Genomic DNA, 12,856 nt, shown 5'->3' on the forward strand with positions numbered 1-12,856 from the left:
TCCCGCAAGCAGGACGTCCAAGGGCACCTTGAATGGCTCCCCCGGCAAATCTGCGTGGCCTATAGCACATGGTGCGCCATTGGCAAACGCTTTCACCGCAGGGCCAGGCCCTGCCCGGCGATACGCCGGATCAGATCATGGCCATCCCGCCATTCACATGCAGTGTGGTGCCCGTGACGTAACCCGCTTCGGGGCTGGCCAGGTACAATACGGCAGCGGCGATTTCCTCGGGCATGCCCATGCGGGCCGCCGGGATCTTGGCATTGATCGCAGCCTTCTGATCATCGTTCAGCTTGTCGGTCATGGCCGTCGCGATGAAGCCGGGCGCGACCGCGTTGGCGGTGATTCCGCGGCTTGCCACCTCGTAGGCGATGGATTTCGTCATCCCCACCATACCGGCTTTCGAGGCCGCGTAATTCGCCTGACCGGGATTGCCCGTCGCCCCCACGATGGACGAGATGTTGATGATCCGGCCCCACCGCGCCTTCATCATCGGGCGCATCACGCCACGGCACAGGCGCATGGTCGAGGTCAGGTTCACATCCAGAACGCTCTGCCATTCGTCATCCGACATGCGCATGAAGATCTGGTCGCGGGTAATGCCCGCGTTGTTGACCAGGATGTCGACGGCGCCCATCGCCTCGATCGCCTGTTTCGGCAGCGCCTCGACGGCGGCGGCATCGCTCAGGTTGCAGGGCAGCACATGGGCGCGGCTTCCCAGTTCGGCGGCCAGCGCCTCGAGGGGTTCCACGCGCGTGCCGGACAGTGCCACCGTGGCGCCTGCACCATGCAACGCATGGGCAATCGCGCCGCCGATACCGCCTGATGCGCCGGTGATCAGCGCGCATTTTCCTGTCAGATCAAACATGTCTCATCCTTGAGTATGGGCAGCAACCGCTGCGACAACATCTTCGGGGGTGCCGATGGCGCGGCATTCGATGTCCCGCGCGATCCGCCGGATCATGCCGGACAGCGCCTTGCCTGCCCCCACTTCCCAAATCTCGGTGACGCCTGCGCAGGCCATCCACATCACGCTTTCGCGCCAGCGGACCGACCCTGTCACCTGCTCGATCAGCAGCGCGCGGATCAGGTCGGGGTCGCTGACCGCTTCGGCGCGCACATTGGCGACCAGCGGCACGACGGGAACGTTCAGCGTCACATCCGCCAGGGCTGCGCGCATGACCTCGGCGGCGGGCTGCATCAGTGCGCAATGAAAAGGTGCGCTGACGGGCAGGATCACGGCCCGCTTGGCGCCACGACCGCGCGCGATCTCGACCGCGCGTTCGACGGCGGCCAGGTGCCCCGACACCACGACCTGCCCCGGATCGTTGTCATTCGCGGCCTGGCAGACCTGGCCTTGCGCGGCCTCCTCGGCCACAGCCCTGGCGCCGTCGAAGTCCAGCCCCAGCAAGGCCGCCATGGCGCCCACACCGACCGGCACCGCGTCCTGCATGGCGCGGCCGCGCGTGCGCAACAACCGCGCGGCATCCGCCACGCTCAGGGCACCCGCCGCAGCAAGTGCGGAATATTCACCCAGCGAATGGCCCGCCACGAACCCCGCATCGCTCAGTTTGACACCCTCGGCATCAAGCGCGCGCACAACGGCCATCGAGGTCGCCATCAGCGCAGGCTGCGCGTTCTGTGTCAGCGTCAGCTCGTCCTGATTGCCCTCCCAGATCAGGGCGGAAAGTTTTTCGCCCAGGGCATCGTCCACCTCGTCGAACACGGCTTTTGCCGCGGGATAGGCCTGCGCCAGGTCGCGCCCCATGCCGATGGCCTGCGCGCCCTGGCCCGGAAATACATAGGCTCTGCTCATGCTGTCCCCTCCGTCATGCCGCATGAAGGCCCCCGGCCCTGTGCGGTCTTGTTCATCCGATCCGGCCCGAATACCGCGCCAAGGCCCTCTGCGCAACGCCCCAGCGCATTGCTGCACCAAGCCTGTGCGGCTGGGCAGATTGGCCCCGTGGACGCAACCGCCTAAGTTTCCACGACGTAACCAGTAAGAGGACCCCTCCATGCCCCGCACCAACACGGCCGAGACCTATGGCAGCGTGACCAAGACATTTCACTGGCTGACCGCATTCCTGATCCTGTCCGCCATCCCGCTGGGGTTGATCGCCACAGACCTGGCGCATCGGATCGCAGCCGGCGAAACCGCGCTGATCGCGCAGACGACGCTGCTGTTTTCCCTGCACAAGACCATCGGGATCGCCGCGTTCCTCACGGCCCTTGGGCGCATCATTTGGGCGCTGATGCAACCGCGTCCGGGACTTCTGAATGGCGCGCGAAAGGCCGAGGCGACGCTGGCGGGCATCGTTCACTGGCTGCTTTACGGGGCTATGCTGATCACGCCGCTGTCGGGCTGGGTGCACCATGCCGCAACCACAGGGTTCGCGCCTATCTGGTGGCCGCTGGGACAGACCCTGCCCTTCGTGCCACAAAGCACGCTGGTCGCGGATGCCGCTGACGCGATCCATTTCCTGTCCTCGCGCGTGCTGATCGTTGCCATTCTGCTGCATGTGGCAGGCGCGCTGAAACACCATCTGGTCGATCGCGATGACACGTTGCGCCGGATGCTGCCGCGCGCGATCGTGCGCCAAAGCCCCAGCACCACGCAACCGGGCCATGCGCTGCCGCTGCTGGCGGCAAGCCTGATCTGGGTTGGCATCATCTCGGCGGGCGCGGCACCTGCGCTGATGTCGGTCACAGCACCGGCCAGCCCTGCCCCGGTGGCGGCCGCCCCCGGCGACTGGCAGGTCCGGCAAGGCACGCTGGCCCTGACGATCCGCCAGATGGGCAGCCCGGTTCAGGGCGAATTCACAGACTGGACCGCACAGATCAGCTTTGCCGACGATCCTTCGCAGCAGGTGAACGGCCGCGTCCGGGTCGAGGTCACGATCGCGTCCCTTTCGCTGGGCTCTGTCACGGGCCAGGCGATGGGCGGTGATTTCTTCGACGAGGCGACGCATCCGCGCGCCGTGTTCGAGGGCGACATCATGCGCCGCGACGCGGGTTTCGTGGCAGACGGCACGCTGACGATCAAGGGAAATGCCGTGCCGGTCGCCCTGCCCTTCGATCTGGTCCTGTCGGACGACCAGGCCCAGATGACCGGCACCTTGACACTGGATCGCCGCGATTTCGGCATCGGCGGCAGCGTGACCGAAGAAGGCACGCTGGCTTATGGTGTCGATATTGCGGTCAATCTGACAGCGCAGCGCGCGGGGCCCGCCGACTGACGCGACACTGACCACCCGCCCATGAAAAAAGGCCGCCGGACATTCCGGCGGCCTTTTGCGTTGCGGGTATGGGGGACCGATTATTCGGCGGCCTTCATCGCCTCGATCGAGATCTGGATCGTCACTTCGTCGCTGACGAAAGGTGCGAAAGCGCCGACATTGAAATCACTGCGCAGCAGCGTGGTGGTGGCATCAAAGCCAGCCCAGGGCTGATTTGCCATCGGGTGATCACTTGCCTGGTTCAGCTTGGCATCCAGCACGACCGACTTGGTCACACCGTTCAAGGTCAGATCGCCGGTGATCAGGGCGGTGTTGTCGCCGGTCACTTCGATACCGGTCGAGGTGAAGGTGACCATCTCGTCTTCGGTCGCGCCGAAGAAATCAGCGGACATGAAATGCGCAAAACGCTCTTCCCAACCTGTCATCATCGACATGACGGGCATCGACACGCTCACGCTGGAATTGGCGGGATCTTCCTGATCGAACATGATCTCGCCGGCAAACCCCGAGAACATGCCCCAGGTCGTGGAATAGCCGAGGTGGTTGTAGGAAAACAGGATCTGGCTGTGGCTGGAATCCAGCATGTATTTTTCAGGGGCGGCGAATGCCGGTGCGGCGGTCAGGGCAGCGGCAAGTCCGATTGCGGCGAGCGTGGTTTTCATCTGGGGTCATCTCCTTGAGGACGGGTTTTCACATCGCCTCAAGTTGCCGCCTTTTGCCCCGGCTACAACTCCGCATGAAACCACATCCCCTGTGAGAAGATGAACAACCCTTCAGGTTGTCCGCCTTGCCCGGCGGGCGCCGGGCAGGTTCAGGCGGCCTTGACCTGCTGCTGGATCGCCAACAGCTGGTCCCGGTCCATCCCCGACAGCTCCAGCAGGATCCGACCGCAGGTCCCGCGCAGCAGAAGCCGGTCCTCGTCGATCACGACCTCGGACAGGTCATGCAGCGAAAGCCGCTGACGCACCCGGGCGATGCCGTCATGGCCCCGCCGGACATGGCGCAGTTCGCGGGCACGCTGGTCAAGGTGGATCTCGTCGCGCGCCGTTCTGCGACCGGCATGCAGCAGCGCCAGCCCAAGGCACATGAAGACCACCGACACACCGAGGCGCAGCAACATCATCTCGGCATCCCAGAGCGATCCCGACATCAGCCAGATACCGACCGCAGCCAGCATCAGCACCACGCCGGCGAAGCGCGACAGACCGGACAGGGCCCGCCATCCATGGCGCGGCGCCCTTTTTGCTGCGGCTCCGGCGCTGTGCGGGTCACCCGTGGCGGGCGACATGACAGATCCGACCGGCAAAACATCTGAAAAGGATACCATTTCACTTCCTCCGTACTACTTGACCATCCTTGGCGGCAAAAAAGGCAGCAGTACGGCACAAATCCGAAGAACTCGGGTCACGCCCCATGCCATGATGCAACCTTGGCGGTCGCCGACCCGGCCACCCGCATGCACCGACAGGTCGCCTTGGCGCTTGCCACGGGCACGGAAGCATCGTATAGGCCGCCTTCCTTCCGCAGTTTCGTTGAACCGCGCAGTCTCTCGTGGATGGGTCGCGGAAGGATCGGCCCTCCTATGAAATGCGCTTGAAAAACAAGGAGTGCACATGCCGCTTTACGAGCATGTCTTCATTTCCCGTCAGGACCTGTCGAACACGCAGGCCGAGGGTCTCATCGAACATTTCGGCACAGTTCTGGCTGACAACGGCGGCACCGTCGTTGATCACGAGTACTGGGGCGTCAAGACGATGGCCTACAAGATCAACAAGAACCGCAAGGGTCACTATGCCCTGCTGCGCACCGATGCACCGGCAACCGCCGTGCAGGAGATGGAGCGCCTGATGCGCCTGCATGACGACGTCATGCGCGTTCTGACCATCAAGGTCGATGAACATGTCGCGGGCCCCTCGGTGCAGATGCAGAAGCGTGACGACCGCGACCGTGGTGATCGTGGCGACCGCCCCGAGCGCGGCGACCGTGGTGACCGCCCGGATCGTGGCGACCGTGGTGACCGTGGTGACCGTGGCGGTGAACGCCGCGAACGCCGTTGATCAAACGCCAGAACAAAGGACGCTAAACCATGGCTACCAAACCGTTTTTCCGTCGCCGCAAGGTCTGCCCCTTCTCGGGCGACAACGCACCCGCGATCGACTACAAGGACACCCGTCTGCTGCAGCGCTACATTTCCGAGCGTGGCAAGATCGTGCCGTCCCGCATCACCGCCGTTTCGGCAAAGAAGCAGCGTGAGCTGTCGCGCGCCATCAAGCGCGCCCGCTTCCTCGCCCTGCTGCCCTATGCCGTGAAGTAAGGAGAAAAGCAGATGCAAGTTATCCTTCTCGAGCGCGTGGCCAAGCTGGGCCAGATGGGCGACGTCGTCAACGTCAAGCCCGGCTTCGCCCGCAACTACCTGCTGCCCCAGGGCAAGGCGCTGACCGCTTCCGAGCGCAACATCGCCGATTTCGAAGCCCGCAAGGTGCAACTCGAAGCGCAGAACCTTGAGACCCGCAAGGAAGCCGAAGCCCTGGGCGAACGCCTGGCCGGTCAGGTCTTCATCGTGATTCGCTCCGCATCGGATGGCGGCGCGCTTTACGGTTCCGTCACGCCCCGTGACGCGGCTGAAGCAGCCGAAGCCGGCGGTTTCACCGTGGATCGCAAGCAGATCGTGCTGACCCGCCCGATCAAGGACCTGGGCCTGCATGACGTCAGCGTCACGCTGCACCCCGAAGTCGAAGTGACGATCCAGTTGAACGTTGCGCGTTCCACCGAAGAAGCCGAGCTGCAGGCAGCCGGCAAATCGATCCAGGAACTGGCCGCCGAAGCCGAAGCCGAAGCGGAATTTGAAATCTCCGAACTCTTCGACGAGATCGGCGCTGCGAACGAAGACGGTGAGGACATGGGCCGCTAAGGCTCATCTGTCGCAAGACACCTTACCCTGGAAACCGCGCAGGCCCACCCTGCGCGGTTTTTTCATGCCCGGTTGCGACGGCCCGGTGGCGACGGCCCTGCCCGTCAGCCCGCGAAATTCTCGCCAAGGGGCAAGGGTGCGGTGCGGATCAGCCGACTGTCTGCCACCGCCGCCTGGCGATGCACCATGGCTTCGCGATAGTCCGGGTCCTTGATCATTTCGACAAAGGCCGCAACCGACGGGTATTCGGCAATAAAGCACAGATCCCATCGTTCTTCGGTCGGGCCGATCAACATCAGCTCCATCGCCCCGCGCCAGACGATCCGCCCGCCCAAACGGGCCAGCACAGGTGCGGCCCCCTTTCCATATGCGGCATAGGCCTCGGCCCCTGTGGCCTTGCGCCCATCGTCATAGCGGGCTTGCGCATGCAGCCGGACCAGGTTGATCATATGGATCGGTCCGGGCCTGTCGTTGTCCCGAAAGGCGCGAAAATCCTCTGCGGTAAAGCCTGTATGATCCATCCGGGGCGCGCTCCTTGATCTGCAATCGCCCTCATCTGGCCGCAACTGCGGCACAGGGTCAAGGAAGGCCGTCGGATGCCACGCTTCCACCCTAATGAAAAGGGCCACCCCGAAAGGTGGCCCCTGTTCCTGTGATCAGCGCCAAGGCGCTGACATGCGACGGGATCACTCCTCGTCCAGCGCCTCGACGGCTTTCTGCAGATCGTCCTTGCTGACCTCTTTGTCGGTCACCGCAGCCATGCCGAGGATGTGGTCCACGACCTTGTCCTCGAAGATCGGCGCGCGCAGCTGCTGCTGCATCTGGGCGTTCTGCTGAATGAATTCGAAGAACTGACGCTCCTGGCCCGGATACTGACGCGCCTGCGCCATCACCGCCTGGGTCATCTCGGCATCGGTCACTTCGATCTCGGCCTTGCGACCGGTTTCGGCCAGAAGCAGGCCCAGGCGCACACGACGCTCGGCCAGCTTGTTGTGCTCGTCCGTCGGCTCGATCTTGTCGTGGTTGTGATCGTGCACGTCGGGGTTTTCCTCGTGCCACAGCTGATGCGCGATCTGGTTCGCCTCGGCCTCGACCAGGCTGGGGGGCAGGTCGAACTTGACCAGACCGTCCAGTGCATCCAGCAGGCCACGCTTGACGATGGCACGGGCGGCACCGGCATACTCGGCTTCCAGACGCTCGGCGATCTGACCTTTCAGGGCAGCCAGATCCTCGGCGCCGAACTTCTTGGCCAGTTCGTCATCGATGGCTGCGGCCTTGGGTTCCTTGACCGCCTTCACGGTGCAATCGAACACGGCTTCCTTGCCGGCCAGATGGGCTGCGCCATATTCATCCGGGAAATTGACCGTCACGGCCTTTTCCTCGCCGGCTTTCACGCCGACCAGCTGCTCTTCGAAGCCGGGGATGAAGGAACCCGAGCCCAGGACCAGCGGATAGTCTTCGGCGGAACCGCCTTCAAAGGCCTCACCATCGACCTTGCCGACGAAATCGATCACGACCTGGTCACCGTCCTTGGACTTGGTGCCCTTCTTGCGATCCGCGAAATCCTGCACGGTCTCGGCCAGCGAGGCCAGCGCCTCGTCGATGGCCGCATCGTCGGCCTTGGCGACCAGACGCTCCAGCTTGACGCCGCTCATGTCCAGCTCGGGGATCTCGGGCAGGGCTTCATAGGCCATCTTGACCTTGACGTCGTCGCCCTCTTTCCAGGTTTCGCCATCGACCATGGTCACCTGCGGCTGCAGGGCCGGACGATCGCCGGTGGTTTCGAAATGCTGGTTCATGGCGCCATCGACGCTTTCCTGCATCGCTTCACCCAGAATCCGGGGGCCGAACTGCTTTTTCAGCAGCGCCATCGGCACCTTGCCCTTGCGAAAGCCCTTCATTTCCACTTCGGGCTGGGCCTCGGCCAGTTTCTCGTTGACCTTCGCTTCCAGCTCTGCGGCTGTCACGATGATCTCGTATTCACGCTTGAGGCCGTCTTTCAGGGTCTCGGTGACCTGCATTCTTCTCGTCCTTTTCCATATCTCTGGTGCGGGTGGAGGGACTTGAACCCCCACGCCTTGCGGCGCCAGAACCTAAATCTGGTGCGTCTACCAATTTCGCCACACCCGCGAAAACCAAACGCAGGCAACCCCATCCGGAAATGGAGGCTGCCCGCGGTTCCGGCGCTGTCTAGCAAACCCTGATAAGGGATGCGAGAGGAAAAATCGCCTCTTGGCCAAGGTATCAAGGCCGGTCCGGGCCGTTCAGGCAAGGCTGTCCCGCACCGGGCCGATCCGGCGCAGGCTTTCGTCCGGGTGTTCCAAAAATCCGCAGGACATTCACGGCAAATTCACCTATGCTGCGTAAAAAAAGAAAACGAGCAGAGACCATGAGACAGGACACCGCCCCGATGCCGGGACGCCGCAGCTTTGCATTCGAATATGCCTTGATCCGCAGGTTTTGCGGCGTGATACGCGCATGAGCATGGCATTCCCCCCACCCCTGCAAACGGCGCTGGTTGCCGGGACCATCGTGCTGACCGCAGAAGGTGCGATCCCGGTCGAGCTTCTGGGACAAGGCGACAGGATCATCACCCGCAACACGGGGCTGGTCCGCCTGTCGGGCATCGCCTTTCATCGGCGGGCCGGCGATTTCCTGACCATCGCGGCAGGCGCGCTTGGCGCCCAGATGCCGGGAACGGATACGATTGTGGCCACGGAACAGCCCATCCTTCTGCGCGGCCCCCTCGCCCTTGCCGCATCGGGCCAGTCATCGTGCATTCTGCCCGCGGGCGATCTGCCCCGCGCCTGCCCCGGATTGCCGGGGCTTGCGCTGTTGACGGGGATCGAGATGACGATGGTGCAGCTGCAGCTTGAAACCCTGCAGATCGTCTATGCAGACGGGCTGGAAACGCTCTGCGCGCCCATGTCCGACGCCATGCTGGCGGCCTGACGCGCGCGCATTCTGTCCCCTACACCCCAATATCCCTGAACACGCCGGGCAGCGCTTCGGGCAGATCCTCGGCAATCAGGCCCGGACCGAAACGGCGCGCGGCCTGCGCATGCAACCAGGTGCCCAAGTTGGCCGCATCCCCCGCTGCAAACCCGCGCGCCAGCAGCCCGGTGATGACCCCCGCAAGGACATCGCCCGACCCCGCCGTCGCCAGCCAGGCCAATGCCCCGTCCGTCGCGGCGGGATGCCGCCAGACCTGCCCATCGGGCCGGGCCACCAGCGTGGCCGGACCTTTCAGCAGGATGGTGCAGCCCAATTGCGCCGCCGCCCTGCGCAGCGCGGCCGTGCGCCCCTTGTCATGGTCCAGATCGTCGCGACAATCCGGGAAGAGGCGCAGGAACTCTCCGTCATGGGGGGTCAGAAGACAGCCTGCATGCAACGCGCGCCGCAGCCCCTTGTCCCGGGCCAGCAGCGTCAGGGCATCGGCATCCAGCACCGTGGCGCGGGCCGCACGCAGCGCCGCGCCCAGATGGCCCGCCTCGACATCAGACAGCCCAAATCCCGGCCCAAGGCACAGCGCATTGATCCGCGGATCGGCCAGCATCGCGTCCAGATCGGCGGGATCGTGGAGGCTGCGCAGCATGATCGCCGTGATCTGGGCCGCCACTTCGGGCTGTGCCGCCGGCGGCACGGCCAGCGTCACCAACCCTGCCCCCACGCGCAAAGCCCCGCGCGCCGCCAGCCGGGCCGCACCGCTGCGCCCAGGCCCGCCCGACAGGATCAGCGCGTGGCCTTGCATATATTTATGGCCCATCACAGGCTTGCGCAGGCGATCACGCAGGTCCTGTGTCATGGAATAGGTCCGGGGGGCACGGTCCATGGGTTATCCTTTCCGTCGCGCAGGGCACTTGCACATCATGGCGTCACAATCCGATCGGCACCACAACCGTCCTGATCCCGGCCCTGTCCAGAACCGCGTGCACAGGCTTGCGGGCATGAAAGGTCACGACAAGGTCAGCGGCAAAAGGATGCCGCCCCAATGGACGACCCGTATCGCAATCGTAGCCTGTGGGGACGTCCACCGCCACTGCAAGCAGCCGCGCGTCGGGCGCGGCCTTCATCACGCTGTGTCTGGCCCGCGACCAGGGTGCCAGGATATCATCGGTACACCGCCCCTGACCGATCCCCAACACCGCATCGAACACAATCACGGGCTGACCCGCCGCCCGTGACACAAGATCAGCCAGCACATCGGGGCAATCCTCCATCGGAAGAACCCCTCTCCCGGCCGCCCGCCATTCATGCGCCATGGCCGCCGCATCCCCGCCCGCCTTGGGCGCGCGCACGGCGCAAAGCCGGACCTGCCAGCCTCGGCGCAGCAATCCGCGAGCAATGACATAACCGTCGCCGCCATTGTTGCCCGGACCGCACAGGATCAGCGCGTGATGCACGCCGGGCACCAGGGCGGGCCACTCGCGCAATGCGGCAGCGATGACGCCCTCTCCGGCACGTTGCATCAGGGCTTGCCCGGTCACGCGCCCCGACTCCATTGCCGTTTTTTCAAGCAGTCGCATCTGCTCAGCCGTAAGGATTCCGTTCATTTCGCCCCACATCGTTCTTTTTCCGCCCGGTTTTTGATCTTTCTGCACAATTTTTGATCATCTTGCAGAAATCCCGCCATCTCGGTTCGCAATGCACTCGCTGCCCGATTGTGGCACCCCTGCATAAATGGTCTGACCCCTGTGCAGCATAGGCGAGGAGACCCTGGATGAAAAAGATCGAAGCGATCATCAAGCCGTTCAAGCTGGATGAAGTCAAAGAAGCCCTTCAGGACGCGGGCGTCCAGGGTCTTTCGGTGATCGAGGTCAAGGGATTTGGCCGTCAGAAGGGGCACACGGAACTGTATCGCGGCGCGGAATACGTCGTCGACTTCCTGCCCAAGGTGAAAATCGAGGTTGTCCTCGATGACGATCTGGTCGATGCCGCCATCGAAGCGATCATCGATGCGGCCAAGACGGACAAGATCGGCGACGGCAAGATCTTCGTCAGCCCGGTCGAACAGGCCATCCGCATCCGTACCGGTGAATCCGGTTCGGACGCGCTGTAATCTACCCACAAAACGAAAGGGATTAGGGAATGAGCAAGAACGCAGTTCTCAAACTGATCAAGGACGAGGATGTCGAATATGTCGACATTCGCTTCACCGATCCGCGCGGCAAGCTGCAGCACGTGACTGTGGTTGCCGATCTGGTCGACGAAGACTTCCTTGAGGAAGGCTTCATGTTCGACGGTTCGTCGATCGCCGGCTGGAAGTCGATCGAGGCATCGGACATGAAACTCATGCCCGACACCGACAGCGTGTACATCGATCCGTTCTACGCCGAGAAGACCATCTGCATCCATTGCTCGGTCGTGGAACCGGACACCGGCGAATCCTATGACCGCGACCCGCGCGGCACCGCAGAGAAGGCAGAAGCCTATCTGAAGTCCAGCGGCATCGGCGACAGCGCCTATTTCGGCCCCGAGGCAGAATTCTTCCTGTTCGACGACGTGCGCTACTCCGTCACCCCGAACAAGGTCTCGTACCAGGTGGATGCGGATCATGCCGCATGGAACACCGACACCGAATTCGAAATGGGCAACACCGGCCACCGCCCCGGCTACAAGGGCGGCTATTTCCCGGTCAACCCCGCCGATGATGGTCAGGACATCCGTTCGGAAATGCTGTCCACCATGAAGCGCATGGGGATGAAGGTCGACAAGCACCACCACGAAGTTGCGACCTCGCAGCACGAGCTGGGCATGATCTTCGGCACGCTGACCGAGCAGGCCGACAACATCCAGAAGTACAAGTACGTCATCCACAACGTCGCGCTGGCCTATGGCCGTTCGGCAACCTTCATGCCGAAGCCGATCAAGGGCGACAACGGCTCGGGGATGCACGTGAACATGTCGATCTGGAAAGACGGCAAGCCGCTGTTCGCAGGCGACAAATACGCCGACCTGAGCCAGGAGGCGCTGTATTTCATCGGCGGCATCCTGAAGCACGCCAAGTCGCTGAACGCCTTCACCAACCCGACCACCAACAGCTACAAGCGTCTGGTGCCCGGTTACGAGGCCCCCGTTCTGCGCGCCTATTCGGCACGCAACCGGTCGGGTTGCGTTCGTATTCCGTGGACGGAAAGCCCGAAGGCAAAGCGCGTCGAAGCCCGTTTCCCCGATCCGGCGGCCAACCCCTACCTGGCGTTCTCGGCTCTGCTGATGGCTGGCCTTGACGGGATCAAGAACAAGATCGATCCGGGCGAAGCCATGGACAAGAACCTCTATGACCTGCCCGCGGAAGAGCTGGCCGGCATCCCCACCGTCTGCGGTTCGCTCCGCGAGGCGCTGGAGGAGCTGCAGAAGGACATGGACTATCTGCTGGCTGGCGACGTGTTCACGAAGGACCAGATCATGGCCTATATCGGCCTGAAGATGGAAGAAGTCGAAGAGTACGACATGACTCCGCACCCGGTCGAGTTCAAGAACTACTACAGCTGCTGATCAGGGCAGTTCCGCGACGACCGAGTCGCGGAAAACCAACCAAAGTCACAAAAAGGGCGCCTTTCGGGGCGCCCTTTCCCGTTTCTGGGCGAAACCGTGGCAGGCGACACCGCCAAATTCACGGATTCAGGCGCCGCGCCCCAAGCTTACCAGATTTGGAACAAAAAATGCCCCATTTCCTTAAGCATAAATGGGGGGTTGGAAATTCCCCGCG

General features: G+C 63.4%; 15 protein-coding genes and 1 tRNA gene. 7 read left to right on the top strand and 9 right to left on the bottom strand.

The genetic code is table 11. The features are described 5' to 3' along the window. Positions 1-130 precede the first annotated feature (130 nt). Complete coding sequence (gene fabG, locus ACMUJL_RS02870; RefSeq protein WP_068292833.1) at positions 131-868, bottom strand: 3-oxoacyl-[acyl-carrier-protein] reductase; 738 nt, start codon at positions 866-868, stop codon at positions 131-133. 3 nt (positions 869-871) lie between these two features. After that, positions 872-1,816 carry an ACP S-malonyltransferase gene (gene fabD / locus ACMUJL_RS02875; protein WP_375570581.1) on the bottom strand — a complete coding sequence of 315 codons (945 nt, stop codon included), beginning with the start codon at positions 1,814-1,816 and terminating at the stop codon, positions 872-874. 199 nt (positions 1,817-2,015) lie between these two features. On the opposite strand from fabD, the gene ACMUJL_RS02880 reads away from it, so the two are divergent. Then, entirely contained in the window at positions 2,016-3,236 is a 1,221-nt protein-coding gene (locus ACMUJL_RS02880; protein WP_375570579.1) for a cytochrome b/b6 domain-containing protein, read from the top strand. 80 nt (positions 3,237-3,316) lie between these two features. On the opposite strand, the gene ACMUJL_RS02885 is transcribed toward ACMUJL_RS02880, so the two are convergent. Continuing rightward, positions 3,317-3,898 carry a YceI family protein gene (locus ACMUJL_RS02885; protein WP_375570577.1) on the bottom strand — a complete coding sequence of 194 codons (582 nt, stop codon included), beginning with the start codon at positions 3,896-3,898 and terminating at the stop codon, positions 3,317-3,319. Positions 3,899-4,047: 149 nt separating this feature from the next. After that, positions 4,048-4,563, bottom strand: coding sequence for a hypothetical protein (locus ACMUJL_RS02890; protein ID WP_068292844.1), 516 nt, complete (start codon positions 4,561-4,563; stop codon positions 4,048-4,050). Between the two features lie 286 nt (positions 4,564-4,849). Here ACMUJL_RS02890 and rpsF point away from each other — a divergent pair, with 286 nt between their 5' ends. The 3 genes from rpsF to rplI are packed head-to-tail and all read left to right on the top strand — an operon-like array spanning position 4,850 to position 6,147. Beyond that, positions 4,850-5,293 carry a 30S ribosomal protein S6 gene (gene rpsF / locus ACMUJL_RS02895; RefSeq protein ID WP_068292846.1) on the top strand — a complete coding sequence of 148 codons (444 nt, stop codon included), beginning with the start codon at positions 4,850-4,852 and terminating at the stop codon, positions 5,291-5,293. Positions 5,294-5,322: 29 nt separating this feature from the next. Beyond that, on the top strand, positions 5,323-5,550 hold the full coding sequence (rpsR, locus tag ACMUJL_RS02900) for a 30S ribosomal protein S18 (RefSeq protein ID WP_068292848.1): 228 nt from the start codon (positions 5,323-5,325) through the stop codon (positions 5,548-5,550). Between the two features lie 12 nt (positions 5,551-5,562). Continuing rightward, positions 5,563-6,147 carry a 50S ribosomal protein L9 gene (gene rplI, locus ACMUJL_RS02905; protein ID WP_416914110.1) on the top strand — a complete coding sequence of 195 codons (585 nt, stop codon included), beginning with the start codon at positions 5,563-5,565 and terminating at the stop codon, positions 6,145-6,147. Between the two features lie 104 nt (positions 6,148-6,251). Here the strand turns inward: rplI and ACMUJL_RS02910 are convergent, their stop codons facing one another. The 3 genes from ACMUJL_RS02910 to ACMUJL_RS02920 all read right to left on the bottom strand — a co-directional run bounded on the left by ACMUJL_RS02910 (position 6,252) and on the right by ACMUJL_RS02920 (position 8,277). Continuing rightward, positions 6,252-6,668 (bottom strand): DUF1330 domain-containing protein, encoded by a 417-nt coding sequence (locus tag ACMUJL_RS02910; protein WP_068292854.1) that lies wholly within the window; start codon positions 6,666-6,668, stop codon positions 6,252-6,254. 165 nt (positions 6,669-6,833) lie between these two features. Further along, positions 6,834-8,168 (bottom strand): trigger factor, encoded by a 1,335-nt coding sequence (gene tig, locus ACMUJL_RS02915; RefSeq protein WP_068292855.1) that lies wholly within the window; start codon positions 8,166-8,168, stop codon positions 6,834-6,836. 24 nt (positions 8,169-8,192) lie between these two features. Then, a tRNA-Leu gene (locus tag ACMUJL_RS02920) sits at positions 8,193-8,277 on the bottom strand. Between the two features lie 348 nt (positions 8,278-8,625). Here ACMUJL_RS02920 and ACMUJL_RS02925 point away from each other — a divergent pair. Further along, positions 8,626-9,099, top strand: coding sequence for a Hint domain-containing protein (locus ACMUJL_RS02925; RefSeq protein WP_375570571.1), 474 nt, complete (start codon positions 8,626-8,628; stop codon positions 9,097-9,099). A 19-nt stretch (positions 9,100-9,118) separates the two neighbouring features. Here ACMUJL_RS02925 and ACMUJL_RS02930 read toward each other — a convergent pair whose 3' ends face one another. Both ACMUJL_RS02930 and ACMUJL_RS02935 read right to left on the bottom strand, forming a co-directional pair. Further along, positions 9,119-9,979 (bottom strand): NAD(P)H-hydrate dehydratase, encoded by an 861-nt coding sequence (locus ACMUJL_RS02930; protein ID WP_375570569.1) that lies wholly within the window; start codon positions 9,977-9,979, stop codon positions 9,119-9,121. A gap of 43 nt (positions 9,980-10,022) precedes the next feature. After that, complete coding sequence (locus tag ACMUJL_RS02935; protein WP_375570567.1) at positions 10,023-10,634, bottom strand: NAD(P)H-hydrate epimerase; 612 nt, start codon at positions 10,632-10,634, stop codon at positions 10,023-10,025. Between the two features lie 233 nt (positions 10,635-10,867). Between ACMUJL_RS02935 and ACMUJL_RS02940 the strand changes: the two genes are divergently transcribed. Together ACMUJL_RS02940 and glnA are read left to right on the top strand one after the other, a co-directional pair. Further along, positions 10,868-11,206 (top strand): P-II family nitrogen regulator, encoded by a 339-nt coding sequence (locus ACMUJL_RS02940; RefSeq protein ID WP_068292860.1) that lies wholly within the window; start codon positions 10,868-10,870, stop codon positions 11,204-11,206. 29 nt (positions 11,207-11,235) lie between these two features. Next, the gene (gene glnA, locus ACMUJL_RS02945) at positions 11,236-12,642 is read left to right on the top strand and encodes a type I glutamate--ammonia ligase (protein ID WP_068292864.1); all 1,407 of its coding nucleotides are present in this window, start codon (positions 11,236-11,238) and stop codon (positions 12,640-12,642) included. Positions 12,643-12,856: the final 214 nt, after the last annotated feature.

This window comes from Seohaeicola sp., from assembly GCF_048006315.1.
GTDB lineage: Bacteria > Pseudomonadota > Alphaproteobacteria > Rhodobacterales > Rhodobacteraceae > Seohaeicola.

Bases quoted from the DNA above. Each gene is read 5' to 3' on its own strand.
- ACMUJL_RS02930 (WP_375570569.1), bottom strand. From the start codon at position 9,979: ATGGACCGTGCCCCCCGGACCTATTCCATGACACAGGACCTGCGTGAT.
- ACMUJL_RS02885 (WP_375570577.1), bottom strand. From the start codon at position 3,898: ATGAAAACCACGCTCGCCGCAATCGGACTTGCCGCTGCCCTGACCGCC.
- ACMUJL_RS02880 (WP_375570579.1), top strand. From the start codon at position 2,016: ATGCCCCGCACCAACACGGCCGAGACCTATGGCAGCGTGACCAAGACA.
- fabD (WP_375570581.1), bottom strand. From the start codon at position 1,816: ATGAGCAGAGCCTATGTATTTCCGGGCCAGGGCGCGCAGGCCATCGGC.
- rpsR (WP_068292848.1), top strand. From the start codon at position 5,323: ATGGCTACCAAACCGTTTTTCCGTCGCCGCAAGGTCTGCCCCTTCTCG.
- glnA (WP_068292864.1), top strand. From the start codon at position 11,236: ATGAGCAAGAACGCAGTTCTCAAACTGATCAAGGACGAGGATGTCGAA.
- ACMUJL_RS02940 (WP_068292860.1), top strand. From the start codon at position 10,868: ATGAAAAAGATCGAAGCGATCATCAAGCCGTTCAAGCTGGATGAAGTC.
- ACMUJL_RS02925 (WP_375570571.1), top strand. From the start codon at position 8,626: ATGAGCATGGCATTCCCCCCACCCCTGCAAACGGCGCTGGTTGCCGGG.
- tig (WP_068292855.1), bottom strand. From the start codon at position 8,168: ATGCAGGTCACCGAGACCCTGAAAGACGGCCTCAAGCGTGAATACGAG.
- ACMUJL_RS02890 (WP_068292844.1), bottom strand. From the start codon at position 4,563: ATGGTATCCTTTTCAGATGTTTTGCCGGTCGGATCTGTCATGTCGCCC.
- ACMUJL_RS02910 (WP_068292854.1), bottom strand. From the start codon at position 6,668: ATGGATCATACAGGCTTTACCGCAGAGGATTTTCGCGCCTTTCGGGAC.
- rplI (WP_416914110.1), top strand. From the start codon at position 5,563: ATGCAAGTTATCCTTCTCGAGCGCGTGGCCAAGCTGGGCCAGATGGGC.
- fabG (WP_068292833.1), bottom strand. From the start codon at position 868: ATGTTTGATCTGACAGGAAAATGCGCGCTGATCACCGGCGCATCAGGC.
- rpsF (WP_068292846.1), top strand. From the start codon at position 4,850: ATGCCGCTTTACGAGCATGTCTTCATTTCCCGTCAGGACCTGTCGAAC.